Origin of the sequence: Candidatus Neptunochlamydia sp. REUL1, from assembly GCF_963457595.1 — a bacterium.
Lineage (GTDB): Bacteria > Chlamydiota > Chlamydiia > Chlamydiales > Simkaniaceae > Neptunichlamydia.
In genome coordinates this window covers 698,481-724,899 of sequence record NZ_OY735137.1, presented here as the reverse complement: position 1 = coordinate 724,899, position 26,419 = coordinate 698,481, and the positions used below count along the sequence as shown (strand labels likewise).

At 42.5% G+C, this 26,419-nt stretch carries 37 protein-coding genes and 1 tRNA gene; all 38 read left to right on the top strand.

The annotated features are described in order from the left end of the window. The first annotated feature begins 176 nt into the window (after positions 1–176). The 38 genes from R2I63_RS04120 to R2I63_RS03935 all read left to right on the top strand — a co-directional run bounded on the left by R2I63_RS04120 (position 177) and on the right by R2I63_RS03935 (position 26,356). Positions 177–1,391, top strand: coding sequence for a dicarboxylate/amino acid:cation symporter (locus tag R2I63_RS04120; RefSeq protein ID WP_316359172.1), 1,215 nt, complete (start codon positions 177–179; stop codon positions 1,389–1,391). A 15-nt stretch (positions 1,392–1,406) separates the two neighbouring features. Then, positions 1,407–1,691 carry an RNA recognition motif domain-containing protein gene (locus R2I63_RS04115; protein ID WP_316359170.1) on the top strand — a complete coding sequence of 95 codons (285 nt, stop codon included), beginning with the start codon at positions 1,407–1,409 and terminating at the stop codon, positions 1,689–1,691. Between the two features lie 391 nt (positions 1,692–2,082). Further along, a complete protein-coding gene (locus tag R2I63_RS04110; RefSeq protein WP_316359168.1) occupies positions 2,083–2,709 on the top strand; it encodes an IS630 transposase-related protein in 627 nt (208 codons plus the stop codon). A gap of 397 nt (positions 2,710–3,106) precedes the next feature. Continuing rightward, on the top strand, positions 3,107–3,550 hold the full coding sequence (locus tag R2I63_RS04105) for a DoxX family protein (protein WP_316359165.1): 444 nt from the start codon (positions 3,107–3,109) through the stop codon (positions 3,548–3,550). Next, complete coding sequence (gene lnt, locus R2I63_RS04100; RefSeq protein ID WP_316359162.1) at positions 3,547–5,178, top strand: apolipoprotein N-acyltransferase; 1,632 nt, start codon at positions 3,547–3,549, stop codon at positions 5,176–5,178. Before R2I63_RS04105 ends, lnt begins: the two co-directional genes overlap by 4 nt. Before the next feature lie 46 nt (positions 5,179–5,224). After that, complete coding sequence (gene lpxC, locus R2I63_RS04095; RefSeq protein WP_316359159.1) at positions 5,225–6,103, top strand: UDP-3-O-acyl-N-acetylglucosamine deacetylase; 879 nt, start codon at positions 5,225–5,227, stop codon at positions 6,101–6,103. Next, on the top strand, positions 6,103–6,570 hold the full coding sequence (gene fabZ / locus R2I63_RS04090; protein ID WP_316359156.1) for a 3-hydroxyacyl-ACP dehydratase FabZ: 468 nt from the start codon (positions 6,103–6,105) through the stop codon (positions 6,568–6,570). Before lpxC ends, fabZ begins: the two co-directional genes overlap by 1 nt. A gap of 11 nt (positions 6,571–6,581) precedes the next feature. Beyond that, positions 6,582–7,412, top strand: a complete 831-nt coding sequence (gene lpxA, locus R2I63_RS04085; protein WP_316359153.1) for an acyl-ACP--UDP-N-acetylglucosamine O-acyltransferase — start codon at positions 6,582–6,584, stop codon at positions 7,410–7,412. Further along, complete coding sequence (gene fmt, locus R2I63_RS04080) at positions 7,409–8,332, top strand: methionyl-tRNA formyltransferase (protein WP_316359150.1); 924 nt, start codon at positions 7,409–7,411, stop codon at positions 8,330–8,332. Before lpxA ends, fmt begins: the two co-directional genes overlap by 4 nt. Before the next feature lie 239 nt (positions 8,333–8,571). Further along, on the top strand, positions 8,572–10,158 hold the full coding sequence (locus R2I63_RS04075) for a hypothetical protein (protein WP_316359146.1): 1,587 nt from the start codon (positions 8,572–8,574) through the stop codon (positions 10,156–10,158). 62 nt (positions 10,159–10,220) lie between these two features. Continuing rightward, entirely contained in the window at positions 10,221–10,916 is a 696-nt protein-coding gene (locus R2I63_RS04070; protein ID WP_316359143.1) for a hypothetical protein, read from the top strand. Between the two features lie 288 nt (positions 10,917–11,204). Continuing rightward, complete coding sequence (gene rplC, locus R2I63_RS04065) at positions 11,205–11,858, top strand: 50S ribosomal protein L3 (RefSeq protein ID WP_316359142.1); 654 nt, start codon at positions 11,205–11,207, stop codon at positions 11,856–11,858. Positions 11,859–11,867: 9 nt separating this feature from the next. Then, on the top strand, positions 11,868–12,521 hold the full coding sequence (rplD, locus tag R2I63_RS04060) for a 50S ribosomal protein L4 (protein ID WP_316359141.1): 654 nt from the start codon (positions 11,868–11,870) through the stop codon (positions 12,519–12,521). After that, positions 12,522–12,860, top strand: a complete 339-nt coding sequence (rplW, locus tag R2I63_RS04055) for a 50S ribosomal protein L23 (RefSeq protein WP_316359140.1) — start codon at positions 12,522–12,524, stop codon at positions 12,858–12,860. An 8-nt stretch (positions 12,861–12,868) separates the two neighbouring features. Further along, positions 12,869–13,711 carry a 50S ribosomal protein L2 gene (gene rplB / locus R2I63_RS04050; RefSeq protein ID WP_316359138.1) on the top strand — a complete coding sequence of 281 codons (843 nt, stop codon included), beginning with the start codon at positions 12,869–12,871 and terminating at the stop codon, positions 13,709–13,711. Continuing rightward, positions 13,711–13,974 (top strand): 30S ribosomal protein S19, encoded by a 264-nt coding sequence (gene rpsS, locus R2I63_RS04045; RefSeq protein WP_316359134.1) that lies wholly within the window; start codon positions 13,711–13,713, stop codon positions 13,972–13,974. The genes rplB and rpsS overlap by 1 nt, the downstream gene beginning before the upstream one ends. A gap of 11 nt (positions 13,975–13,985) precedes the next feature. Beyond that, complete coding sequence (gene rplV / locus R2I63_RS04040; RefSeq protein WP_445083676.1) at positions 13,986–14,324, top strand: 50S ribosomal protein L22; 339 nt, start codon at positions 13,986–13,988, stop codon at positions 14,322–14,324. Positions 14,325–14,333: 9 nt separating this feature from the next. Beyond that, entirely contained in the window at positions 14,334–14,963 is a 630-nt protein-coding gene (rpsC, locus tag R2I63_RS04035) for a 30S ribosomal protein S3 (protein ID WP_316359127.1), read from the top strand. A gap of 20 nt (positions 14,964–14,983) precedes the next feature. Beyond that, positions 14,984–15,403 carry a 50S ribosomal protein L16 gene (rplP, locus tag R2I63_RS04030; protein ID WP_316359125.1) on the top strand — a complete coding sequence of 140 codons (420 nt, stop codon included), beginning with the start codon at positions 14,984–14,986 and terminating at the stop codon, positions 15,401–15,403. Positions 15,404–15,422: 19 nt separating this feature from the next. Further along, entirely contained in the window at positions 15,423–15,620 is a 198-nt protein-coding gene (gene rpmC / locus R2I63_RS04025) for a 50S ribosomal protein L29 (RefSeq protein ID WP_316359744.1), read from the top strand. Positions 15,621–15,626: 6 nt separating this feature from the next. Next, entirely contained in the window at positions 15,627–15,875 is a 249-nt protein-coding gene (rpsQ, locus tag R2I63_RS04020; RefSeq protein WP_316359122.1) for a 30S ribosomal protein S17, read from the top strand. Between the two features lie 23 nt (positions 15,876–15,898). Then, the gene (gene rplN, locus R2I63_RS04015; protein ID WP_316359119.1) at positions 15,899–16,267 is read left to right on the top strand and encodes a 50S ribosomal protein L14; all 369 of its coding nucleotides are present in this window, start codon (positions 15,899–15,901) and stop codon (positions 16,265–16,267) included. Positions 16,268–16,282: 15 nt separating this feature from the next. Beyond that, positions 16,283–16,624: a 50S ribosomal protein L24 gene (gene rplX, locus R2I63_RS04010; protein WP_316359117.1), complete on the top strand. Its 342-nt coding sequence runs from the start codon at positions 16,283–16,285 to the stop codon at positions 16,622–16,624. Position 16,625: 1 nt separating this feature from the next. After that, on the top strand, positions 16,626–17,168 hold the full coding sequence (gene rplE / locus R2I63_RS04005) for a 50S ribosomal protein L5 (protein WP_316359114.1): 543 nt from the start codon (positions 16,626–16,628) through the stop codon (positions 17,166–17,168). 8 nt (positions 17,169–17,176) lie between these two features. Further along, the gene (gene rpsH, locus R2I63_RS04000; protein ID WP_316359113.1) at positions 17,177–17,572 is read left to right on the top strand and encodes a 30S ribosomal protein S8; all 396 of its coding nucleotides are present in this window, start codon (positions 17,177–17,179) and stop codon (positions 17,570–17,572) included. Between the two features lie 18 nt (positions 17,573–17,590). Continuing rightward, positions 17,591–18,133, top strand: a complete 543-nt coding sequence (gene rplF / locus R2I63_RS03995; RefSeq protein ID WP_316359111.1) for a 50S ribosomal protein L6 — start codon at positions 17,591–17,593, stop codon at positions 18,131–18,133. Between the two features lie 3 nt (positions 18,134–18,136). Continuing rightward, on the top strand, positions 18,137–18,499 hold the full coding sequence (gene rplR / locus R2I63_RS03990) for a 50S ribosomal protein L18 (protein WP_316359110.1): 363 nt from the start codon (positions 18,137–18,139) through the stop codon (positions 18,497–18,499). 8 nt (positions 18,500–18,507) lie between these two features. Continuing rightward, entirely contained in the window at positions 18,508–19,005 is a 498-nt protein-coding gene (gene rpsE, locus R2I63_RS03985; protein ID WP_445083659.1) for a 30S ribosomal protein S5, read from the top strand. Continuing rightward, positions 19,002–19,451, top strand: coding sequence for a 50S ribosomal protein L15 (rplO, locus tag R2I63_RS03980; RefSeq protein ID WP_316359108.1), 450 nt, complete (start codon positions 19,002–19,004; stop codon positions 19,449–19,451). Before rpsE ends, rplO begins: the two co-directional genes overlap by 4 nt. A 5-nt stretch (positions 19,452–19,456) precedes the next feature. Further along, positions 19,457–20,830: a preprotein translocase subunit SecY gene (gene secY / locus R2I63_RS03975; RefSeq protein ID WP_316359106.1), complete on the top strand. Its 1,374-nt coding sequence runs from the start codon at positions 19,457–19,459 to the stop codon at positions 20,828–20,830. A 72-nt stretch (positions 20,831–20,902) separates the two neighbouring features. Next, positions 20,903–21,277, top strand: coding sequence for a 30S ribosomal protein S13 (gene rpsM, locus R2I63_RS03970; protein WP_316359104.1), 375 nt, complete (start codon positions 20,903–20,905; stop codon positions 21,275–21,277). Between the two features lie 30 nt (positions 21,278–21,307). Continuing rightward, positions 21,308–21,718 carry a 30S ribosomal protein S11 gene (gene rpsK / locus R2I63_RS03965; protein ID WP_316359103.1) on the top strand — a complete coding sequence of 137 codons (411 nt, stop codon included), beginning with the start codon at positions 21,308–21,310 and terminating at the stop codon, positions 21,716–21,718. 14 nt (positions 21,719–21,732) lie between these two features. Next, the gene (locus R2I63_RS03960; protein ID WP_316359100.1) at positions 21,733–22,833 is read left to right on the top strand and encodes a DNA-directed RNA polymerase subunit alpha; all 1,101 of its coding nucleotides are present in this window, start codon (positions 21,733–21,735) and stop codon (positions 22,831–22,833) included. Beyond that, a complete protein-coding gene (gene rplQ, locus R2I63_RS03955; protein ID WP_316359098.1) occupies positions 22,830–23,255 on the top strand; it encodes a 50S ribosomal protein L17 in 426 nt (141 codons plus the stop codon). Before R2I63_RS03960 ends, rplQ begins: the two co-directional genes overlap by 4 nt. Positions 23,256–23,443: 188 nt before the next feature. Further along, complete coding sequence (gap, locus tag R2I63_RS03950) at positions 23,444–24,451, top strand: type I glyceraldehyde-3-phosphate dehydrogenase (protein WP_445083675.1); 1,008 nt, start codon at positions 23,444–23,446, stop codon at positions 24,449–24,451. Between the two features lie 189 nt (positions 24,452–24,640). Further along, the gene (locus R2I63_RS03945) at positions 24,641–25,318 is read left to right on the top strand and encodes a hypothetical protein (RefSeq protein ID WP_316359093.1); all 678 of its coding nucleotides are present in this window, start codon (positions 24,641–24,643) and stop codon (positions 25,316–25,318) included. A 53-nt stretch (positions 25,319–25,371) separates the two neighbouring features. Then, a tRNA-Leu gene (locus R2I63_RS03940) sits at positions 25,372–25,455 on the top strand. 61 nt (positions 25,456–25,516) lie between these two features. Beyond that, positions 25,517–26,356, top strand: coding sequence for an NAD-dependent epimerase/dehydratase family protein (locus tag R2I63_RS03935; RefSeq protein WP_316359092.1), 840 nt, complete (start codon positions 25,517–25,519; stop codon positions 26,354–26,356). Positions 26,357–26,419 lie beyond the last annotated feature (63 nt).

The following is a 26,419-nucleotide window of genomic DNA, read 5'->3' as shown; positions in this document are numbered from 1 at the left end:
CAATGGGAGAAAGCGACAGATGCTTACCATTTTTCACCAAATGAGTGTTTATAAAAGGGCTTTTCAGAGAAATCTGGATGCCTTTGTAAAGACCTTTTCAACGGATCCTCGTTAGAGGCTCTTTTCCACCATACAAAGGATATATGAATCATGAACAAACATAGTAACGAATTACGATGAAACCTTGGCTTAAAATCTTAATAGGACTCGTTCTTGGAGTGATCACCGGCTTGATCTTAAACAAGCAGGTGGAAATTCTATCGATGGTCGGGAAGGCGTTCATTGACCTTCTTAAGATGCTTGTGGGGTTAATTGTCTTTTCGTCGCTTGTTGTGGGAATGTGTCATATTAGTGATCCCAAGAAGCTCGGAAGGATTGGACTGCGGACGGTACTCTTTTATGTCGTAACGACGATTATAGCAATTACCATTGGTCTAGCTATTGTTTTGGTTGTAAAACCTGGAATGCATTTAGGAATTCCTCTTCCGAGTGGTCATGGAGGTGATGGCAACCTCAGCTTAATAGATTTTTTATTTGCTATTGTCCCTTCAAATCCTTTTGCAGCTTTTGCTGAAGGAAATATTTTACAAATTATCGTGTTTGCCATCCTTTTTGCCCTGGCTATTAGTATGGCGGGAGAAAGGGCTAAGCCTGTTCTTGGGTTCATTGAATCTCTTAGCGAAGTGATGGCAAAACTAACCCACGTGGTGATGAAATTTGCTCCTTATGGAGTTTTTGCTCTGATGGCAACAGCTGTAGGAGCCCTGGGTTCCAAGATTATCCTCCCACTTTTTTGGGCAATTGGATGTATTTTTGTCGCCTGTTTAATTCAAGTTTCAATTATCTTTACACTCTCTCTCAAGTATTTAGCAAAGCTTGAGATTGCTCCTTTCTTTAAAGGGATGAAAGATGCTATTATTGTAGCGTTTACTACGAGCAGTAGCTCTGCGACCCTCCCGGTCAACTTAGAGTGCGCTCGGGACCATTTAGGGCTTTCTCCGGATATTTCGGGGTTTGTTCTATCCCTAGGCTCGACCATTAATATGAATGGAACGGCTATAGGACAGTCTGTGCTGGCGATTTTTATTGCTCAAGCATATGGAATCGATGTCAGCTTTACCAACATCATAATTTTGATGTTTACAACTCTAGTCTCTGCCGTAGGTACGGCAGGAATTCCAGGAAGTGGTTTGGTGATGCTCTCAATCGTACTAAATGCGATGGGTCTTCCCTTGGAAGGGATAGCCTTAGTCGCTGGAATTGACCGTCTTCGAGATATGTTTGCAACGGTTGTGAATATACTAGGAGACGCAGTAGCGGCGGTTTATGTCGCTAAGAAAGAAAATCAAATTGATGAAACCAAGTACCATACGGTCACCTGGATCGAATAAATATAGGAAGATACTATGAAACTATTTGTTGCTAATATTGCACGTGAATGCTCAGAAGAAGAACTACACACTGCGTTCGCAGAATGTGGCGAAGTCAAGAGCCTAAAAATTATTAAAGACAAAGAAACTGGACAGTCTCGCGGATTCGGTTTTGTTGAAATGGAATCACGTGAAGGTGGAGAAAAAGCGATGCAAGATCTTCATGAAAAAGAGTTTCACGGACGAGCTCTTGTTGTCAATGAAGCTAAAGAGCAACAACGCCGTGCGCCTCATGGTGGTGGACGCGGTGGACCAAGATAACCCCTTAGGACTTACCTAAGAAATTTATCTTGTCTGTCTTAAGAGAAGGCTTTTGTAAAAGCCTTCTCTTCTTTTGGCCTAAATTATGTTTTTTTACTGATGATCTGATCTAGGCAGAAATTACTTTAAATGATTGATTTTTACGTCTTCTTGAGGGGAGTCTTAACGAAGACTTTTCGGGAGACATGCCTTGGCGACGATTTAAGTCTTGTTCCCAATTTTCCATATTATTCAAAGAGTCTGAGGTTACGGATACGACAGTGGCGGCACCAGACATTATTAAGGCTGTAGAAGTTCCTCCCGAAAAAGGAGCTGCAATGCACCCGGCAACTATTTGAGCTACTCCAAACCAGTATAGCTAAAACATTTCGTTTTAGTTATAATTTTTTGAATGACATATTCGCTAGATTTTAGAAAAAAAGTTCTATCGATCCGAAGCAAAGAAAAATTAAGCTTTGCCCAAGTAGCAAGACGCTTTGGAGTAAGTGTAAATAGTGTGTTTTTCTGGTCTAAGAGGTTAGAGCCGAGGCGCACTAAAATCAGACCTGCAATAAAGATTGATAGAGAGATCTTGATGGAGGATATCAAGAAATACCCTGATGCCTTCAACTATGAACAAGCACATCGTCTCAACGTAAGCACTTCTGGCATTCGGTGTGCCATGAAGAGGCTAAGAATTAGCTATAAAAAAACGCTCAACCATCCCAAGGCCTGCGAAACAAAAAGACAAATCTTTCAAGGAAAAATCGCAGAATATAAACGTTTGGGAAAGCCAATTGTACATATTGATGAAAGCGGGTTTGCCCATGATATGCCCCGCACCCACGGTTACTCCAAAATAGGACAGCGATGTTTTGGCACTCATGATTGGGGAGCAAAAGGAAGAACAAGCGAACTGGATGTAATCTTCACGTCCATCTTCGCTAGTAAATGGAAATCCAATGTTCGTATGATCGGCTCCCTGAACCTCCTGAGAGAATCTGTTCCATTTTACTTGCGAATCTTCCGTTCTATGTAGAGGAAGTCCTGTCCAAGCATTTTCAGTAATTTTAGCTAAGCGTTGCCCTTTAATTCCCATTATGAGAAGAAGGTTCCCCATATTTTGTCCCAGCAGTTCTTAAACTACTCGTAATAGGTAGCTACATTTTTCCTCCGTTAATTTACTATTAATGTATTTTTATAATTATTTTTTATAGAAACAGCGTGATTAATATTAGTTACTGTAGAAATTATTGCGAGTTACTTAAGATTGCTGCTTTACCATGGACGATAAGTGTGGAAAATTAATTAACTATCTAATAATAAGTTGGTTGTATATTAATTCGATTGTGTGAGGTCTGGGAGGCGGCAACAGGCCGGGTTGGTTCACAAGCGAAATTTGGAACAAAATGGGGGATTATGCCATTATTCCTGATATGACAAAGCCAATGATTTACATCGCACGTAGTCTCTTAAGTCTTATTTTTCTCTTTGCTGGAGCGGGAAAGCTCATGAATTGGCAAGGGACTGTTGATGCCCTTGCAACAACATTTTCGAACTGGTACATGCATCTTGAGGGGACTGTTATTAGCAGTGAAGCGCATGAGTTTCTCGTGGGGAGTGCGTCGACCCTTCTAGGGATTGCAACCTTTTTAGAAATTGCAGGAGGCCTTCTCCTCCTCCTTGGGGTTAAAGTAAGATGGGGGGCTTTGTTTCTCCTTCTCTTTCTTATTCCAACAACGATTGTTTTTCATGCCTTTTGGTTTGAAATTGGCGTTGGTTTACATAAGGAACTCGGAGTGTTTCTGAAAAACTTAGCGTTAATTGGAGCGCTTCTCTACCTCCTTGTTGGGCCTCAACCCTATCGAGCGAGTAAATGATTACAGTGGTATTATTTCTTATCAGCTGGGCTCTTTTTGCTTGGGGTCAACCTCATATTAGCCCTGTTCTTTCTGCCCTTGCAAGTAGTTTTGGTTTAGCGCTCATGTGGTTTGCGCTATTGCGTATTCGGTCTAAGAAAGCTCGCTATATTGTCTCTGCCCTTTGGTTTTTTGCCGTGCAACTTGTGCAGCTCTCCTGGTTTGCGTCTCCAACGTATCAAGGAACCTATATCTATTTTGTCTATGGAGGGATTGCACTGTGGCTTGGAGCGGAGTTTGGAATACTGTCACTCTTCCTCCCCAAAAAAGGGCCGATTTCCTTTCGGCGTATTTTGGGAATATCAGCTCTTTGGACCCTATTAGAGTGGAGCCGCCTCTTTGTTTTGTGTGGATTCGCCTGGAACCCCATTGGGTTGTCTCTAACAGGGTTTAATATTTCCTCTCAATTGGCGTCAGTTATTGGAGTGTTTGGTCTCTCCTTTTTAGTGATGGCGATCAACTTATTTGGGGTGAACTTGTGCTATAGAAGAAACAAACGTGTCCTTTTGACCTATGGAGGGGTTCTCCTCTTCCCCTATTTATTTGGAGCATTTCATTTAGATTTTCATGAGAGGAAGGATCGAGAAGGCCCATACCATGTGGCACTTGTTCAGACGGCGCTACTTCCCGATGAAAAAGATTATTATTACGGAAAAGAAGATCGCTTTGTACATCCTTATCTTCAGTGGTATTCGATCGTTACCTATTTAAAAAACCACAGCGATAAGAACTTGGATCTCATTGTACTTCCGGAGTATGCGCTTCCTTTTGGATCGCACGCAAAAGTCTATGCATTCAGAGATATGGCCCCTTTTATGGAAGGAGAGCTTGGAGATTTGTCGTCCCTTCTTGTTGAGCCCTTTGCTGAAAAGAGGGAGGGAAAGTGGTACGTAAGCAATTCCTTTTGGGCGCAGGCGCTTGCAGACTACTTCCAGGCAGAGCTTGTGATGGGGCTGGACTCTAAAGATGGAAAAGACCACTACAATGCAGCCTTCCATTTTTCGTCCAAGGGAACACGAGCAGTAACCCGGTATGAAAAAAGAGTTCTTCTTCCCCTAGCTGAATATCTCCCGTTTACTTTTTTGAAACCTCTAGTGGCTCGCTATGGCATTACAAACTTTTTCACCCATGGAAAAGAGGCAAAGGTAATTGGGGGAAAACATCCCATGAGTTTGTCAGTTTGTTACGAAGAGTGTTTTCCTCACGTCATGCGAGAGGGGAGGGTGAAGGGGGCTAAACTCTTCGTTAGTGTGACCAATGATGGATGGTATCCCTACTCTCGTCTTCCTGAGGAGCACTATATCCATGGACGCATTCGATCTATAGAGAATGGGGTGCCTCTCCTTCGAGCGTGCAATACAGGAATTACAGCTGGTGTAGATAGTCTAGGGAGGACCGTTGCGCGTTTTGAGAATGGTGATGGGAGTTTTGAACTGGAAAAAGGAGCTCTATTTATTCCACTTGACCTCTATTCTTACTCAACCCTTTATACTTTCTGGGGTGATGCTTTTATTATTTTGATATCATTAGTTTCCTTGGTCTTTTTAAGGAATCCCCTTGCTGAAAAACGGGAATCTGATTTAAGCTGAAGGGAATTAATTTTGCTCACTTTCAAACGTTTAAACCGGACTCTTCATGGCATCTTCCGATAAATATTCCACATCAAGAAAACATCAGCGCACCTTAAAAAATTCTGTTTCCCTGTCTGGAACAGGCCTCTTTACTGGAGTAAGTTCTGAAGTCAAGCTTCGGCCTGCTCCCGAAGGAACAGGGGTTGTATTTCAACGAATGGATCTTCCTGACAAACCAACGCTCCCAGCGTTTGTTGACTACGTGTGTGAAACACCGCGTTGTACCATATTAGGTTCAGAGGATTTTCAAGTTCAAACTGTAGAACATATACTCTCTGCAATTAAGGCCTATGAAATTGACAACCTTATTATCGAAATTGATGGCCCAGAGATCCCCAGTTGCGATGGAAGTGCTGTTCCCTTTGTTGAGCTCATTGAAAAAGCGGGAGTTGTTTCTCAGAGCAAAACAAAAAAAATCCATCACTTAGAAGTTCCTGTTTTCTGGTCAAAGGGAGATGTTCATCTTGTCGCTCTTCCTTCCGAGGAGTTCCGGATTAGTTATACGCTGAACTACCCAACGTGTGAGCTTTTGAAATCGCAGTTCTTCACCGTTCATCTCAACGAAGAAATTTATAAAGAAGAGATTGCTCCTGCGCGAACTTTTTCTCTTTATGAAGAAGTTGTTCCTTTAATTGAAAAAGGGAATATCAAGGGAGGACGCCTCGACAATGCTGTGATTATTAAAGGAGATTCGATTTTGAATCCGGAGGGAGTCCGATATAAAGACGAAATGGTGCGCCATAAGATCTTAGATCTCATTGGGGATCTTTCTCTTGTTGGACAATCTTTCATTGCCCATATCATTGCCATTCGATCAGGTCACTTTTCTAACACCTCATTTGCAAAAGAGCTTGTGAGTAATTTCACTATGGAGAATCATTGATGTCTACCGAAGACTCCACTTCAAAAACGATCCTTAATATCAAGCAGATTCGCGATATTCTTCCTCATAGGTATCCTTTTCTTCTTGTAGATCGAGTCATTGAGCTTGATTTAGAGACTAACAACATTGTAGCAATTAAGTGTGTGTCGATGAACGAAGAGTTTTTTCAAGGGCACTTTCCTCAGGCCCCTATTATGCCAGGAGTTTTGATTTTAGAAGCGTTGGCTCAGGCTGGAGGAATTCTTATTCATCAGAAGGGATTCCAAGAGAAAACAGCCGTTCTTCTGAGTGTAACCAAGGCAAAGTTTCGTCGCCCCGCACTACCTGGCGATGTGATTACTATGCATGTTCATGGACAGCACTTGAGTTCTAAGGGAGGAAAAGTCCAAGCAAAAGCAAAAATTGCTGGGGAGCTAGCTGTCGAAGCAGAAATCGGATTTGCACTCACTAGTTTTGAACAGATTTAGGAAACGCATTCATGTCTAATATCCATCCTACAGCGATTGTCGAAGAAGGGGCTCAGCTCGGAGACAATGTTACTTTAGAACCTTATGCGATTGTTAAAAAGAATGTGATTCTAGGCGACAATGTAACAATTAAATCCCACGCTTACATCGATGGATACACGACAATTGGAGAAGGCACTACTATTTATCCCTCTGCAAGTATCGGGACTAAAACCCAGGCTAAAAAATTTCATGGGGAAGTTACCTATGTCAAAATTGGAAAGCACTGCGAGATTCGCGAATTTGTGACCATCAATTCCTCGTGCGACGAAGGCTCAACCGTTGAAATTGGGGATCATTGTTTGATCATGGCCTACTGTCATATTGCTCACCACTGCAAGGTAGGAAATCACGTCATTATGGCAAATGGAGCAATGCTCGCTGGACATGTGGAGATTCAAGACTATGCTAATATTGGAGGAATGACCCCAATCCATCAATTTGTTCGAGTAGGAGCTTACTCTATGGTAGGCGGACTCAGCCGGATTACTAACGATATTCCTCCTTATACGCTAGGGGCAGGGATTCCCTACCGTGTTGCAGGCCTCAATCTGATTGGGTTGAAAAGGCATAATTTTAATCTCGAGCTTCGAAAGAACCTTACTAAAGCTTTTAAACTCACCTATCGTTCTGGAGTTCAGTTGCAAGAGGCTCTTAAGCGCGTTGAAAATGAAGTGGACAAAAGCCCTGTGGTTAACCATTGGCTCGACTTTTGCAAAAGCTCGAAGCGGGGGCTTATTGGTCTGCAGCCTGCAGGACCTGGAAATAAAATTCCTGACATCAAAGATCTTTTAGAAGAATGAAGATCGTTTACTTTGGAACCCCTCCCATTGCCGCAGAAGTTCTAGAGTTTCTAGTTGAAAATGGAGTTGAGGTTCTTGCCATCGTCACCAAGGGTGATAAGCCGCGTGGTCGGAGTGGCAAGCCGGTTTTTTCAGCTGTAAAAGAATTTGCCTTAGAAAAATTTCCTAATATTCCTCTATATCAACCGGACAAAGCCTCAACGCCAGCCTTTGAAGAAAAATTAAGTCTTTTTGGTGCCGATCTCTTTGTTGTTTTTGCTTACGGAGAAATCATTAAACAGAACCTTTTGGATCTTCCTCGCTATGGTTGCATCAATCTTCATCCTTCTCTTTTGCCTAAGTATCGAGGGCCAGCACCTATTCGTTTTGCGCTGTTAGATGGTGCCAAAGAAACAGGTGTTTCAGTTATTGAAATGACGTTGAAAATGGATGCCGGAGATCTTCTTGCTCAAGAGAAAGTGTCCATTCCTTCGGGCATGGATTGCGAACAGCTTGAAAGCGTATTGATACCACTCGGAGCAGAAACCTTGCTTAAGGTGATTAAAAATTATGCTTACCATAATGAGCATAAAACGCCGCAGGACTCAACTCTTGCAACCTATGTTCAAAAAATTGATGCAACAATGGCAGAGATTGATTGGAGTCAAAGCGCCGAGACGATTCATAATCAAATACGAGCCTTTAGCCCTAAGCCTGGGGCTTGGTGTAGTGTAGTTGTTAATGGTAAGCTCAAGAGGCTTAAGTTGTTTCGGGCCACTCCAACGATTGAGGTTCCTCAATACCAAAAAGACCAATGGGTGGTCTCCTGTGGCGTGGGCAATCTATCCCTTCTAGATCTCCAGCTAGAGGGAAAAAAGCGCCTCACGATCTCTGAGTTTACAAGAGGGTTTCAAAGCGCTCCACTCTTAGGGCCCTTTTAAGAATAAGTTGACTATTTAGACTGGCTGTTCCTTTGCTAAATCAAGCTTCTTCGTCGCCCTTCCCTATTGGGAATTGTGGTCCTTATTCAGCTTAATTTTCCTGTGGCTCGCTTAAGTCAAATAGTCAACTTATTCTTAAACGGTCCCTTAAATTAAAATATTCATTTGCCTTTACACTATTTTAACACTCTTCTATAATCTTCTCTCAATCAAAGTAATAAAACGATAGGTAATGAATTATGGACATTGTAAATCCAGTCTCAAAGCCCCGTGCGGCACTTGACTTTATGAATGACTGGCAAAGCGCTCTTCTGGTTGGAGGTTGCGTAACCTATTTGGCTGGACGCGTTGTTCTTCCTCTTTTAGGGAAGTCTCCTGAAAACCACCCTTACCTATCAAAAATGAATGCCAAATTCATCACATTTTGGACTTTTGCAGATTTTGCAAAAGTCTCAAGTTCTATCTTTGTTGGGGTTAGCGATGTGATGACACTTGCTGAGCGTCAAAAGAAGAATCAAGAGATTCGAGAAGGGGAGAGGGAGAATCAAGAGGTTCGAGAAGGGCAGAGGGATGCAGAAGATCGTAGATGGGTCCACCGTCCAAATGCTGAGATGACGCTTAATGGCGAGCGCTATAGGTGGGTTGCTTATCGCTCGTTTGCAACGCTTCTAAAAATGTTTTCCGCCTATGTTTTGGTACATGAAGGATTGAAATCAGTAGGAGCTCTTAAGACAGGGCCAAGCTCAATGGTGAAAGCTTATGGCGCAACTGCGGGCTTAGTGAGTCTAGGGATTGATCTTTATGACATCCAATTACGTAAAAATGATTATAAGACTAATAATTTATATGAATCTTTGCGTAAGGATGTCGCAATTAATAAAGCAGACTTTGATAGTGCTTATTTAGGCGATTTGACCTATCGTCAAGCAGCTAAGGTGATTACTATGAGTGTGAAGGTGATGGCGCTTCTTTCTACTCTATCAAAAGCTGAGCTTGGTGGCCTTGGGGGGCGCGTTATGAAGAACCCCTATATGGGGAAGGTATTAGAAAACTCTAATGACATCTTCAACGGTCTGTTTATTGCGCTAACTGGAGTTCTATTTGCTCAAAAAGTGCACGTAGGTGCCAACAAAGACAAATGGATGGCAGATGATGGAACCTGGCTGCTGAAGCACGTTCTCAAAAGCTTTTCTGACTCTCGTGAGTTTGTCCGATTAGTGGAAGGGACGGCGACAACTCTTATCGATTTAGGATATGACATCTTAGCGGAGACAGATCTCGGGGCTTTAGGGAAGTTTGCAAAATCCTTTGATAGTTTCCTTTGCGTGCCCAAAGTTTCTGAACGAACTGGTGGTTTGATCGACAAGAGTGCGAAGGTCATCACGGACTTCAATATGCGCAATGTTTGGAAAGCCGGATTTGCTGTTATCAAGCTTTTTGCTGACACTTTTGCAGCTCTTAAGTTTATTGGAGCTTTTGGGGGTGTTGCTTACCTATCAGGTCGAGTCAAAGGGCTTGGATACCTGAAGAGTGGGTTTAGCTTTATCGGAGCAATCATGACTATTTCAGAAGAAGTCTTCTTCCCTGAGGTACACAGTCGAACTGGGCGCAATAAGAACTCTCTCACTCAGAGAACTCTGATTGTTCTGGCGAGCACGGGATCTCTCTTCCTCAATGGAATGGGGGGATTGGCTACTGCATTCGGGGATAAGGTTACCGTTCCTGGCGTGAACAAGAATTTCAAGCCATGGGTTTACAACTTCGCAAAGGTAAGTAGCACTGCTTTGGTGGCGATTAATAAATTTATTACTGCTCCTGCGGCATAAGAGTGGTTAAAAAAAACCTTCCTAATCGGAGGGTTTTTTTAGCCCGGAGATTAAAATAATAAATGTATATTGCAATTACCCCGCCGCTTCCTCCTGGTTTGTCAAGAGAGTTATTTCACCAAACATACCTCTCTTCATCGCATATCCCCAATAAAGGTCTTGCGGAGGGGGTTATTCCGGTGCTTCTTGTTATGGATTACTTTGTTGGGCTCATGCGTATTCCCTATTTGTATATAGAAATACAGAGGATTCAAAAAGTGGTAGAAAGAGGAGGGAACTTCAAAAACTCTCTTGAACTTCGCTATCAGGCGCTCTCTACTTTTGCCAATGCTTTGGAAATCTTCATTTGGCTTCGCGAGAAGAAGTTCGTCAACCTTACAAAGAGAAGGGTTCAGTCTCTTCAAGGGATAGGGTGTCTTGCTCGGATGGTTCTCTATGAACATGCAGTAAGGAAAGAAAGCGCAGCGTTTATCAAGTATCAAAGATTGAGGAGGGTCAACCCGGATATTGTAAAAAAAACAGAATACAAACACCTAAAAGTGAGTTTAATTTCTCATTCAGCATTTCTTGGGTGGGTGACAATGAGTTTTATAACCCATATTAAGGGTGTTCCGTATCCTCGCCCTTTTCTTAAAATGCTACACTTTACAAGCATTTCCTTTGGTCTCATTTCAATGGGATACGATAAGGATTCAGAGGTAAGGGAATTTTTTCGAATCATGTCACCATACTTTCCAAATGGAGAGATATACCGATGAGAGCGCGGCTTCAGAGTCGGGAATGGGGTCTCCTAACATCTTTAATTGTCATGTTCTTGGTGCTAATCATCATTGCATATTCAACCAAAGATTGCGTTGACCCTTCAATACAGAATTTCTTTAATGCTGAGAAAATTCAAGAAGTCGGAAATTTTGATTGTACAAAATAGATCCTTTTGATAACCTTTCCGCTTTAGCCATAAATAGCGTGGTATCATTTTTGATGACTCCGCTGTTGCTCAATAGTGTAAACAATATCGAATCGAAATTCGAGAAAAGGAAATGAATATGTCACTAAAGCTGATGGGCAAAAAGAGGGGAATGACCCGTGTATACGATGAAAAGGGTAACCTTATAGTCTGCACGCTCATTGCCGCCGAGCCCAACGTGATCGTCCAAGTGAAGAATCAAGAAAAGGATGGTTATTCTGCAGTTCAACTTGGAGCTGTGAAAGTTCCTGAGTCCAAGAAGAAGAATGTCTCAAAACCTCTTGTTGGTCACTTTGCGCGTGCTAAGGTGGAGCCTAGACGTCACCTGCTAGAATCCCGAATTGATAATACTGAAGAGTACGAGTTAGGTCAGGGAGTTGGAGTTGATTACTTTACTGATGTTGAGTTTGTAGATGTGTGTGGCACCTCTAAAGGGAAGGGATTTCAAGGGGTTATCAAACGTCATAACTTTGCTGGGGGACCGGCTTCTCACGGGTCAGGCTTTCACCGTAGCGCAGGATCGACAGGGATGAGAAGTACACCAGGCCGTAGTTTGCCAGGAGTTAAAAAAGCTGGACAGATGGGATCACAGAAGGTTACTGCCGAAAACCTCAAAGTGGTCCGTGTTGATGCTGAAAAACAAATTATTTTAGTCAAAGGGGCTGTTCCAGGAGCAAAGAACAGCCTCCTTTATATCCGGAAATCGGTAAAGAAAACACCTGCAAAAAAATAGGAATAGACTGTGCCGAAGCTGAAAAAATACGATTTACAAGGAAAAGAGGTTGAAGAGGTCTCCGTTGAAGAAAGCCTTCTTCAGGTTTCTGTTAATCCGCAACTGATCAAAGATTATATTGTTGCTGTGCGGAAGAATGCACGCCAATGGAGCGCCAACACGAAGGGGCGGTCTGAGATTGCTCTTTCTAATTCCAAACCTCATCCTCAAAAGGGAACAGGAAAAGCCCGTCAAGGTTGTGTGAAGGTTTCGCACTACCGTAAAGGAGCTGTTGTTTTTGGTCCAAAGCCAAAATTTGATCAACATGTCCGTATCAACCGAAAAGAAAGGCGAGCAGCGATTCACTACCTTCTTGCTCAAAAGGTGACGGATGGACAGATCAGGTTTCTTAAGCTGAGTGGCCTGAAAGAACCAAAGACCAAGTCGGTTTGCAAATTTTTAGATGCGGCGGGTCTTAATAACAAGAAAGTTCTTTTCCTTTGTGACGAAGGAGATAAGACGCAGAAAGATCGCACCAATTTTTACCTGAGTATGCGAAACATTCCAGGGGCGACTTTTATGCCAGTTTCAAGCATTAGCGGGTACGATTTAATGAGAACTCAAGAAGTGGTTGTCATTGATTCTGCTCAAAAACAACTCTTAAGCGCAATGGGAGGAAAGTAGATGAAAGAGAGAAACCCTTACCACGTCATCAAATCCCGTCATGTCACTGAAAAAACAACTGTTCTTGAAGGGCTCCAGCATTCTGTTAGCAATAAATGCGTAGCCAAATGCACAAGCCCTAAGGTTGTCTTTATCGTTGATAGAAATGCGAATAAGAATGAGATTTCTCGCGCAGTTGAAGAGATCTACAAGGAAAAGAAGATAAAAGTGAAAGGTGTGAATACCATCAATATGAAACCAAAGAAACGTCGTGTTCGAGGGTTCAAAGGTTTTCGCGCCGCAGTGAAAAAAGCAATCGTCACGCTCGAGAGTGGTGATACAATTGACGATGCAGTTTAGGAGAAACAATGGTTAAGAAATTTCGACCGACAACACCCGGACAGAGAAAGTTAGTTCTCCCTAGCTTCGGTCAGTTGACTAGAGTCAAAGGGAAGCGAGCGACCATTAAGCCGACGAAGTCTCTTATGGTTCCGAAGAAGCGTATTAATGGGAGAAACCATCATGGTCACATCACGTGCCGTCATAGAGGTGGAGGCCATAAGCGTTTTTATCGGCTTATAGATTTCAAAAGAGATAAAGATGGAATCGAAGCAAAAGTTGCTTCAGTAGAGTATGATCCAAATCGTTCTGCTCATATCGCGTTACTTAATTATCGTGATGGGGAAAAACGCTATATTATCGCCCCTGAAGGGATTAAACAGGGAGACGTTCTTCTGTCTGGAGACAAAGCCCCGTTTAAGCCTGGATGTTCAATGGAGCTTAAGAGTATGCCTCTTGGTTCAACAGTCCACAATGTTGAGCTATATCCTGGGCGTGGAGCTAAGCTTGTTCGCTCAGCGGGGCTGTCAGCACAGCTGATGGCACGTAGTGGAGGCTATGCAACCCTCAAAATGCCATCAGGCGAAGTTCGAATGATAAGAGAAACATGCCGTGCGACATTTGGTGTTGTTTCCAATGCTGAAAACGCTCTTCGCGTTGAAGGGAAAGCTGGTAGATCGCGCTGGAAAGGGATTCGTCCAACAGTTCGAGGGACCGCAATGAACCCTGTTGATCACCCACATGGTGGTGGAGAAGGGCGTCACAATGGATATATTCCACAAACTCCATGGGGAATGCAGACTAAGGGATTCCGCACCCGATCGAAGAAGAAATCGAAGAAGCTGATCGTGAAAGACCGAAGGAAGAAATAATGGGTAGAAGCTTAAGAAAAGGTCCTTTTGTGGATCACCACCTAGTAAAGAAGGTCCTGAAACAGAATGATGAAGGGTCAAAAAACCCGATTAAGACATGGTCTAGACGGTCGATGATTATTCCTGAAATGATTGGACATACGATCGAAGTTCATAATGGTAAGAAATTTATCTCAGTCTTTGTGTCTGAGAATATGGTCGGTCACCGATTGGGAGAGTTTTCTCCTACTCGGCTCTTTAAAGGCCACCCGGTTAAGAAGTAAAGGATATGACAATGCGAGAAGCGATAGCCAAAACAAAATACGTCAAAATCAGCCCAAGGAAAGCACGCCTTGCAGCTGGCTTGATTAGCGGAAAGGCCTGTGAGGAAGCTCTCCTTCAACTCCTTTATTCGAATTTGAAAGGGGGACGCCTCCTAAAAAAGACCCTTGATAGTGCCATTGCGAACGCAGAGACACTTTATAGCGTTCAACGGCGTGATCTTAAAGTAAAAGAAGTGCGCATCGATGTTGGTCCTGTAATGAAACGGGCAAAATCGAAGAGTCGAGGTGGGCGTGTGCCTATCTTGAAACGGATGAGCCATTTTACGGTCATCGTTGGAACGGAAAATTAACGAGGAAACATGGGACAAAAAACATCGCCGACAGGATTTAGACTCGCTCTTAAGAAAAACTGGAAATCTGTTTGGTTTGCTAACAAGCAAGAATTTGGAAAGCACCTATTTGAAGATCGGGAGATTCGTAATTTCCTCATGAAGAAACCTTGTTGTGTTGGCACAGCTGAGATTGTTGTCAAGCGAATGAGTGAAAAGATTGAAGTTACCCTTCACACTGCAAGACCTGGTCTCGTTATTGGGAAAAAAGGGGCTGAAATTGAAACGATTAAAAAAGATCTAAAGAAGCTAACCGGCAAAGATATCTGGATTGAAGTTGCAGAAATTAAACGCCCAGATCTAGACGCCAAGCTAGTAGCTGAAGGTATTGCAAAACAACTAGAAAGGCGTGTCGCCTTTAGACGAGTACTAAAGAAAGCGATCCAAGCAACAATGGATGCTGGAGCGGCTGGAATTAAAGTTCAGATTTCTGGACGGATTGGCGGTGCAGAAATTGCCAGAACTGAGTGGTATAAAGAGGGGCGAATTCCTCTTCATACAATGAGAGCTAACATCCAGTATGCAACAGCGCGAGCTGAAACAACATATGGCTCAACAGGGGTCAAAGTTTGGATCAATAAAGGCGAAGACCACGCATAAGGAATTAGGAGAATATCGCAATGGCACTGATACCGGGACGTCCGAAATTTAGAAAACAACAGAAAGGCTCGATGAGCGGAACCTCCAAGGGTGGGCAGTTTGTTGAGTTCGGTGACTTCGGAATGCAAATTCTTGATCGCGGACGGATTACTAACCAGCAGATTGAATCATGCCGGGTTGCAATTACCCGCTATTTTAGTCGAAAAGGAAAAGTATGGATTCGTATTTTTCCTGATAAGCCAATTACTAAAAAGCCTGCTGAAACCCGTATGGGTAAAGGAAAAGGGGGAACAGACCATTGGGTTGCTGTTGCTCGGCCAGGACGAATTTTATTTGAAGTTGCGAACGTCTCAAAAGACGAAGCAAAGAAAGCCCTTCTCAAAGCAGCAGCGAAACTTCCGTATCGAACGCGCTTTGTAGAGAGGGTTGAAAGAGTCTAAGGAGGCGAAAGTGTTAAAGATGAAAGAAATTATTAACCAATCAGTTGAAGAGCTTGAAGGTCAGTATGAGGATATTTGCAGAGATATTTTTGAGCTGACTAATGAACTTCGCGTATCGAGAAAACTAGAGAAGCCCCACGAACTGAAAGGCAAGAAAAAAGATCGGGCGCGAATCCTAACTGTTTTGCGTCAAAAGAAGAACCAAGGATCAGCGTAAGAGATTATGGAAGCTCAAGGAAGAAAGAAAGTACAAGAAGGAATTGTTGTCTCAGCTAAGATGAATAAGACTGTAACGGTCAATGTAAAGAGAACAATTGCTCATCCACGTTACAAAAAGGTAGTAAAAAGAAGCAAAAAATACTACGCGCACAACGAAAAAAGTGACCTTAAGGCTGGTCAAAGGGTAAGGATTCAAGAAACCCGTCCTCTTTCGAAGCTTAAGCGCTGGATTGTAGTGGACGTCCTTTCATAAAAAAATGTAAGTAGTGAGAAACGATGATTCAACAAGAAACAGAATTAGAAGTAGCAGATAATAGCGGAGCCAAGAGAGTTAAGTGCTTTAAGGTTCTTCGTGGAACCAGAAGACGGTATGCCTATGTGGGCGATACAATCGTTTGCTCAGTAAAAGAAGTAGACCCAAAGGGAAGCGTCAAGAAAGGTGATGTCATTAAGGCAGTAATCGTTAGAACAAAGAGCTATATCCGCCGCAAGGATGGAACAATGATCAGGTTTTACGATAACAGCTGTGTCCTTGTTGATGATAAGCAAAACCCAAAGGGCACTCGCATATTTGGACCTATTGCTAGGGAAGTGCGAGATAAAGGATTTATCAAAATTAGTTCACTTGCTCCCGAAGTGATTTAAAGAGGAACGTTAGAAATGAAACAGAAATGGATCAAAATTGGGGACAAAGTCCTCGTCCTCAATGGAAACGACCGAGGGAAAGTAGGTGAAGTTCTTGCAAAGAAGGATAGCCGTATTCTCGTTCAAGGAGTCAATGTCCGAAAAAGACATACGAAGGCACGTCAACAAGGACAAAAGTCTGAAATAGTGAGTTTGGAGAAGTCTATTCACATCTCAAATGTAGCTCTATGTGATGGTGACGGAAAAAAGATCAAGCTGAATGTGAAAATGGGCAAAGATGGCTCAAAAGAGCTCGTTTATATTAATGATGGAAAAGAAGTTAGCCATCGAACCCTTAAAAAACCTGTGAAGGCATAACATGTCTAGATTAAAGAAGAGATACGAAGAAGAAGTTAGAGAGTCCTTGAAAAAGAAATTCTCTTATCAAAACCCGATGAATATTCCTGAGCTGAAAAAGATTATCATCAGTATGGGAGTCGCAGAGGCTGTAAAAGATAAGAATATCATTCAAGATTGTGTAAAAGAGCTTACGCTTATTTCAGGACAGAAGCCTATCGTAACCCGAGCAACAAAGTCTGTCGCGAACTTCAAACTTCGTGAAGGGCAAGCAGTTGGATTGAAGGTGACCATTAGAGGGAAGCGGATGTACGAATTTCTAGACCGTTTTTCAAACATCGTTTGCCCTCGTATTCGTGATTTTCGTGGTTTCAACAAGAAGGGTGATGGTAGAGGAAGCTATTCTTTGGGGTTGCCTGATCAGCAGATGTTTCCAGAGCTTAACCTCGATAATGTAAAACGAGATCAAGGGATGAATATCACCTTTGTTACAACGGCAAAAAAAGAAGAAGAATGCCTTGAGCTACTCACGCAGCTCGGCCTTCCATATAAGCGTGAAAATTAGAGGATAAGATGTCAGTAACCGATACAGTAGCAGATCTACTTACAAGAATTCGAAATTCTAAAGATGCAAAACATAAATATGTTGATGTAAGATGCAGCAAGCTGAACAAAAACATCATTGCCGTTCTTCAAGACAAAGGTTATGTGAATAATTTTCTTGTGAATGAGAAGAAGCGCCAGATCCGTGTCTTTCTTAAGTACATTAAAAACACAAGAAACAGCGTGATCCATGGTCTTAAAAGGATGTCAAAGCCGAGTCTTCGATACTATGTAGGATACCAAGAAATCCCTAGAGTTTTCAGTGGTCTTGGAATTGCAATTCTATCGACACCCTCTGGAGTTTTAGATGGAGAGAAAGCAAGAGAAATGAAAACAGGTGGAGAACTCCTCTGTTTTGTTTGGTAAAATTAGGAAATAAGTAACATGTCACGATTAGCTAAAACACCCATTCTTCTTCCAAAAGGGGTAGAAATTAAGGCTTCTAAAGCTGAAGTAGAGGTGAAAGGTCCCAAAGGCACCGTTAAGCGAAATATTCCAGAGGGAATCTCTGTCAAAGTTGAAGAAGGGCAGATCTCGGTACAGTACGATGAGAAGAGCGGCCTCCCAAAGCCTATGTACGGCCTCCACTGGTCTTTAATCAACAATGCAATTATTGGGGTCAGCACAGGATTTGAAAAACAACTGAGTTTAATTGGTGTTGGATACAGAGCAGCAGTCAAGGGAACTGTCCTTGATCTGCAACTTGGGTTTTCTCACCCGACCCAAGTGAATATCCCTTCTGAAATTCAAGTGGCTGTTGAAAAAAGCACGCTTATCAAAGTTACAGGAGTGGACAAACAACTTGTTGGGCAGTTTGCTGCAGATGTTCGCGCTAAGAGGCCTCCCGAGCCTTATAAAGGAAAAGGGATCCGATATGTTGATGAGTATGTTCGTAAGAAAGCTGGTAAGTCAGCAAAAGGAAAGTAAGAGATGCATCTAAATCTAGAAAAACGTAATACTATCCGTAAGAAGCGTAGTATGCGCGTTAGAAAAAAGCTTCGAGGAACTGCTGAACGTCCTCGACTATCGGTTTTCAAATCGATTAGCCATATCGGTGTACAACTGATTGATGACGAAAATGGACTTACGTTGGCAAGTTACAGCACCCTTGTGAAAGAACTTAGAGGGAAGAAGAAATCGAAGGAAACTGCGCGAATTGTAGGTGAGAAGATTGCTGAGCTTGCTAAGGATAAAAAAATCGATCAAATGGTTTTTGATCGTGGACGACTTAAATATCATGGGATCATCGCTGAGCTTGCCAATGCCGCTCGCGAAAAAGGAATAAAATTTTAGGATAATTCATGGCTATGAAAGGCAAAAGAGAAGAAGATTTCGATACCGAATTTGAAGAGAAAGTCCTCTATATTAATCGCTGTTCAAAGGTGGTTAAAGGGGGGCGTAAATTTAGCTTTTCAGCCCTCGTCATTGTTGGCGATGGAAATGGACGAGTGGGAGTTGGCTTTGCAAAGGCAAATGAAGTTGCTGACGCAATCCGTAAAGGGGGAGAGGCCGCTCGTAAGAACGTCCTTGCTTTTGAACTCGAAGGAACAACGATTCCTCACGAAATTCTTACCGACTGGGATGGAGCTAGAGTTCTCCTAAAGCCAGCAAAAGAAGGAACTGGAATTATTGCAGGGTCCAAGGTCCGAGCCGTTCTTGAGGTAAGTGGAGTTAAAGATGTTGTGGCCAAAAGTCTTGGCTCTAGCAACCCACTTAACCAGGTGCGTGCAACGTTCCTGGCACTTTCAGACCTTAGAAATAGACAAGCGACACTTGATGCAAGGGGAGCAGCTGTATGAAATTATCAGAATTACAAGATACACACCGAAAGCCTAAACGAAGAAAGCGTGTAGGACGAGGACCTGGTTCAAAGTTAGGTAAGACTTCTGGCCGTGGACATAAAGGGGCTAAGTCTCGTTCAGGGTACAAGGTTCGTGCTGGAAAGGAAGGGGGGCAGCTGCCTCTTTACCAAAAGCTTCCACATCGAGGATTTTCCAATGCGCAGTTTAAGGTGCCGGTGTTTGAGATTAATCTAGGTCGAATTAATGATACCTTTGAAGATGGAGAAATTGTTAGTAAGAAGACTCTCATGGAGAAGGGCTTTCCAATGCGCCGGATGAGAGGAGGATTTAAAGTCCTTGCAAGCGGAGAAATCACAAAAAAAGTTGTGATCGAAGCAAATCGATATTCCAAGAACGCGATTGCCAAGCTAGAAAAGCAGGGAATCGAATTTAAACGCATCTAGGTCATATGCTCCAGACGATAAAAAAGATTTTTTCGATAGAAGAAGTAAAGTATAAAATTCTCTTTACTCTTTTAATGCTCGTTGTTTGTCGTATTGGGGCTTATATTCCCGTTCCCGGCATTAATGGGGACGAAGTTTTTCAAGTCTTTCGTCAGCTTACCGGGGGTAGCCAAAATCTCTTTCAATTGGTAGATATTTTCTCAGGTGGTGCATTTGCGCAAATGACGGTGATCGCTCTTGGGGTTATGCCGTATATTTCAGCCTCGATCATTATGCAGATATTGGTTGCTGTTGTCCCTTCTCTTCAAAGAGAGATTCGGGAAAATGGAGATGTAGGAAAGAAAAAAATGGGAAAGGGGATTCGTTTGATGACGATTGTCTTGGCTCTTTTTCAGTCCGCTCTTTTAGCAAAGTATGCGCTTAGTCTGAACATGTCACATCCCGGAATTATTGTTCCGCAGTTGCTTGCTTCTCAAATCCTTGGTTTCCCATGGCTTTTCTTCTTGGTTGTGATGGCAGCGATGAGTACTGGGACCCTTTTCTTAATGTGGATCGGAGAGCAGATCACGGAGAGAGGTATTGGAAACGGGATAAGCCTAATCATTTCGGTTGGAATTCTTTCGTCTCTGCCAAGGACTCTAGGAACGATTGTTCGACAGTTGAATCTGGATTCTCAGGAACCGGGTCAAATGACCTTTTCCTCGATTGTGATTTTGGGAGTCGTCTTTGTTGCGATCATTTTGGGGACCATTTTGATTATTCAAGGAATGCGCAAGATCCCTTTACAATATGCAAGAAGGGTTGTGGGTAGACGAGAAAGTCAGGGTGGAAGCTCTCATATCCCCTTAAAAATTAACTATGCAGGTGTAATACCAGTGATTTTTGCTTCATCTCTTTTGATGTTTCCTGCAACCATCGCTCAATTCTTAAGCAAGGGATCATGGCTCTCCAATGTGGTGAACATGCTCTCTCCTGGAAGTTGGGTATATACAATGTTATTTGTCGTCCTTATTCTCTTTTTCACATACTTTTGGACGGCAACGCAGTTTCATCCAGAGCAAATTGCTTCGGATATGAAGAAAAATGGAGCCTTTATCCCAGGGATCCGCCAAGGGCGACCTACGCAAGAGTATTTAGAATCGACAATGAATCGAATCACTCTTGCTGGCGCCGTATTCTTAGCGCTTATTGCAATTTTACCGACCCTAGTAGGTAAAATTTTAGGTGTGGATGCTTCAATCAGCCACTTTTTTGGAGGAACCTCACTACTTATCCTTGTAGGGGTGATTCTGGATACGACTAAGCAGATTGAATCTCATCTCCTTATGAAGCGCTATGATGGCTTTATGAAAAAGGGACGAGCTACGGGCCGGATGTAAAGCATTGAATTCTTTATCGAGTTCTGCTAACATCTTGTCCATATTTAAAGAATTAAAGAAGGATTTTAACCTATGCCCCGTGTGATTGGAATCGATATTCCTGGTAACAAGCGCTTAGTGATCAGCCTCACATATATCTACGGAATTGGACCAGCTAAAGCTGAAGAAGTGATACAGAAACTAGGTCTTGATCCAAGTATGCGTGCTCACAATCTAAGTGATGAAGATGTTTCAAAGCTCAACGCAATCTTGACATCTGAATATGTTGTTGAGGGAGACCTAAGAAGACAAGTTCAAAATAATATCAAGCGCTTAATCAGCATCAATTCTTATCGTGGAATGAGACACCGCTCAGGGTTGCCAACTCGCGGCCAAAGAACTAGATGTAATGCCCGTACCCGTAAGGGGAAAAAGAAAACCGTAGCTGGAAAGAAAAAAGCCGTATAAGCGGGCTTTAGCGAAATAGGAGTAATCAAATTGGCTAAACAAGATAAAGCTGTTAAAAAAGGCAGCACAAGAACCAAGAAGAGGATCACACGGACTGTTCCAAGTGGAATAGCTCATGTGAAAGCGACATTCAATAATACGATTGTTTCAATTACCGACCCCTCCGGAAATGTCATTTCTTGGGCGAGTGCTGGAAAAACAAACTTTACCGGATCGAGAAAGTCCTCTGCATTTGCTGCTTCAGTTGCAGCACAAGATGCGGGAAAAATCGCCATGAATCATGGAATGAAAGAAGTTGAAGTCTGCCTTAAAGGGCCTGGATCTGGACGTGAGTCTGCTGTCCGTGGGCTCCAGAGTGCTGGACTTATCATCACTATCATCAAAGATAAAACACCAATCCCTCACAATGGATGCCGTCCTAGAAAAAGACGTCGCGTATAAGGAGAATTAAGAGTATGACAGTAAAGTATGGCAAATTTGAGCTGCCAACGAACATCAAAATTGAAGAAGCCAGCAAGACTAATACCTATGCTCGCATTATCGCTGAGGCGTTTGAGCGCGGATTTGGTCATACGGTTGGAAATGCTTTAAGAAGGATCATGCTCACGGCTCTTGAGGCGCCAGCCCTTATATCTGTAAAAATTGAAGGGGTACCGCATGAATACACAGCCGTTGAAGGAATCATTGAAGATATGACTCATATCGTCCTAAACTTTAAAGGGACTCTTCTTAGAAAGCTCCCTCTTGAGGAAAACAGGGACACTCGTGGGCCAAAACTGATCTCTAAAACGATTGATATCACGCAAGATATGCTTGATAGCAATGGGGGACAGGTTGCTGTGACCTTTAAGGATCTAATGGGAGAGTCTGACTTTGAGATTGTCAATCCTGACCATCATCTTTTCACAGTGACTCAGCCGATGAAAAAGCGTGTGGATCTGAAAGTTGCAATTGGAAGAGGATACGTCCCTTCTGAGAGACATGATGTTCAGGATAAAGTGGTTGATGAGATTGTTATCGATTCAGCTTTTTCTCCAGTACGTCTTGTGAATTACTTTGTTGAAAACACCAGGGTTGGACAAGATACTGATTACGACAGACTTATTCTTGATGTGACAACTGATGGGAGAGTAACTCCACAGGAAGCGCTTACATTTGCTACGCAGATTGGGGTTCTTCACCTTGGAGTGTTTGACACATTGAAATTCCAAGAACTTTCATACGATGATGATGAGTTAGAATCTGATACGGATCGTGATGAGCTTCTTGCGAAGCTAGCTCTTCGTATTAATGAAATCGAGCTTTCTGTCCGCTCTACTAATTGCCTTGCCCAAGCTAATATCGACACGATTGCTGAGCTTGTGATTATGCCGGAGCCAGAAATGCTTAAATTTAGAAACTTCGGTAAGAAGTCTCTTAACGAGATTAAAGCTAAACTCGAAGATATGGGACTTCACCTTGGTATGGATCTTGCACGTTATGGCATCACCCGTGACAACGTGAGACAGATCATTGACGAGTATTTGCAAGAAAAATCAGGACAGGAATCAACATGAGACACCAGAAACGCACAGTAAAACTCAATCGCAATGCTCCTCATCGTCGTTGCATGATGGCGAATATGCTGAAAGCCCTAGTAGAACACGAGCGCATCGAGACAACTGTTCCTAAAGCAAAGGAACTTCGTCGACACGCGGATCGCCTAATTACTTTAGCGAAGAAGAATACCCTTGCTTCTCGCAGAGCAGCGCTTGCAAAGATGATGATTAGTTTTAACCCACTTTCTTCTAAAGATAGACGTGATGTAAAGAAGGGAAACACCTCTTCTTACAACACAGACCGTAAGGTCATGGGGAAGCTTTTCGATGAACTTTCAACTCGCTTTGTTTCGCGACAAGGTGGCTATACCCGGATCATCCGTAAGGAGAATCGTCAGGGTGATGGCTGTCCTCTTTGCTTAATTGAGTATGTCCAATAATAGTGAGTACCCTATCGGGTACTCCTTTTCTGTTGTTAAAAAGGTGCGGTTTTTTGCTTTGCTGCTTTCGAAGGCGCAGCCAGTCTAAATAGCCAACGTATTCTTAAATGAATCCTTAGTAAAGATTGCTCTTTTCCTTTCGATACGGTAACATCAAAACAAAATTTAATTGAGGTGCTTGAATGGGTATTCGTGTAGGAATCAATGGGTTCGGTAGGATTGGTCGGTCTGTCTTAAGGCTCGCTTTTGAAAAGTATGATGATATTGAGATTGTTGCGATTAACGATCTTGTTCCTGCTCCTAACCTCGCCTACCTTTTAAAATACGATTCAGTTCATGGACGTTTTTCGCGCAGTGTTACGGCGAATGACGAAGCATTTATCATTGATGATTCCCATACTGTTCATGTACTTGCCGAAAAAGATCCGACAAAACTTCCATGGAAAGATCTTAATGTTGACTATGTCATTGAATCAACAGGGCTTTTTACTCAGAAAGAGAAGGCTGAAATGCATTTGCAGGCGGGAGCTCAGCGCGTAATTATTTCTGCTCCTGCAAAAGGAGAGGTTCCTACCTTTGTCATGGGAGTCAACCATGAAAAATACAATCCAGAGACAGACTCAATTGTTTCTAACGCCTCTTGTACGACAAACTGTTTGGCACCGATTACAAAAGTTCTTTTAGACCATTTTGGGATTAAAGAAGGGCTTATGACAACCGTTCATGCGATGACGGCTACGCAGCCAGTGCATGACGCACCTTCAAAGAAAGACTTAAGAGGAGGGCGTAGCGCCTCCCTAAACATTATCCCTGCTTCTACCGGAGCTGCTAAAGCTGTTGCTTTGTGTCTCCCTGATGTTAAGGGAAAACTTACAGGGATGGCATTTCGCGTTCCTGTTGCCGACGTCTCCGTTGTCGATTTAACAGTTAAGCTGACGAAATCGACCAATTATGATACACTGTGTGCCAAGATGAAGTCGGAAGCAAATTCAAATTTAAAGGGAATACTTTGTTACACCGAAGAAGACGTCGTTTCCTCTGATTTCATCGGAGACACTCATTCGTCTATCTTCGATGCTAATGCCGGGATTGCCCTAAACGATAACTTTTTCAAACTGATCTCCTGGTATGATAACGAAATTGGATATTCCTGCCGTTTGCTTGACTTGATCCGCTACATAGACACGAAACAGTGAGAGTAATGGATGCAAACCTGTTTGAATTTTTCTTTTTTCCCATCTCTAACGAGAAAAAATGCCTCCTACTTTATTAAAGTATGTAGACATTTTGTTTTGTTGAACCTGAAAAAAACCGAAAATTCTCTCAGAATTGCATTATTCGCTCCCACTGTTTAAAAAGAATAACCTTTAACATGGAACAGATTAGTGGATTTTACACGAGAACCTCTAGTAGAAACAGTCATTACCCCTAAAGAGGGTTTTAAACTTGTCATCCGGGCAAGCAGCGGAAACTCAGATGAAGAATATTCCGTTGGAGCCGTTGAAGTGGTTGCCTTTGGGAACTGTTTCTTTTTTCGATCTTTAGAAAAGCCTAAGGCATTTCTTCTTCCAATGACCGAATATGAAGTCGTTGAAGCAAGAGAAACACGCACCGTTCTTAAGAAACCTCAAATCGATAAATCGATAAAGATAGGTGGTGGTAAAAAATCGACCCCTAAAGCTGAGAAGAAAAAAGAAGAAGCTCCAAAGGACGAACCTAAGCGTGAGAAGAAAAGAACTCGCAAAAGGCGTCCTTCAAAGGCAGAAAAAGAAGAGACAGTTGTAGCTATGGAAGGCGAAGTAGTGGCCACGCCAACTGAAAAAGGGGAACCATCTGTACCTCGTCGCACCCTTCTTCCTCCTCCAACAAGTCTTATTTCAGATCAAATTGATCGGTACAAAAACTATCTTGTTGAACAGGGAGCACTTGTTCCTGAAGATATCACGGAAGGTGAAAAAGCTGCTGAAGAGGAGCTTGCAAAACGGCCCGAAGTAGAGCAGCCTGAGGAAAAAATCGTTGATATCAACGAGGAAGCACACGTTCCCGAAAACGACGAGTCTTGATTCTAAACATTCTAATGAGTACAATGCCATGATCTAATCGTCGTGGCATCTATGCTCGGGTGGTGGAATTGGTAGACACAAGGGACTTAAAATCCCTTGGCCTTGCGGCCGTGCGGGTTCGAGTCCCGCCCCGAGCATTCTTTGGCCTCTTTTGTTTTTCTTTTTATCAAGCAATCTGCTGATTTCTGTGGAGTCTATATGCGTGTTCTTCTAATTGGATCTGGGTATGTTGGAATGGCGTTGCTTGCGTCATGGAAGGAGGGGGAAGATTGTTTTGTTGCTACAACAACTACAGAAGCTAAGCTTCAAGAAATTCAGGAGCAATCTAGTGTAGAGAAAGCCCATCTCATAAAAATTACTGAAACAACAAATCTAAAGTTTGCTTTTGACGAATGTGATGCTGTTATAATTACAATTGCTCCAAAAAATGATTCAAATTATGAAGAAACCTATCTTGCTAGTGCTATAGCAATTAGTAAGGCGCTAAAAAGCAGAACTGATCCTCTTTTTTTATTGTATACAAGTAGTACCTCGGTTTACGGAAATCATGACGGGGTAGTTGTTGATGAAACATCTGTTAGAAAGCCCTTATCTAAAAATAGTGAGCTTCTATCTAAAGTCGAAGACATTTTTTTCTCTTGTCATAGCTCTAATATCGAAGTTTGTATTCTTAGATTAGGAGGTATCTATGGTCCGATGCGTACCTTGGAGAAAAGAGCTAGAAAGATGTCTAATAAAAACCTTAGTGGGTTGGGTGCAGCAGTCACAAACCATATTCATCTTGAGGATATTACACATGCGATTCAGTTTTGTGTGAATAATAGGCTCAATGGAATATATAATCTCATAGGTGATGATCATCCGAGCCGTCAAATGCTTTACGAACAGATTTCTTCAGAACTGAAAATTCCTCCACCAGTTTGGAGGGGCAATTTAGATTCTATTGGTAGAAATAATGCAATTGTTTCAAATGAAAAAATTAAGGCATGTGGTTATATTTTCAAATATCCACATCTTCCCTTTTCTTTTACAAAATAAATTTAGAATTAACTTATAATGATTTTTAAGAACTTTTCCAAGGGTATGCTTAACAGCCTCTTC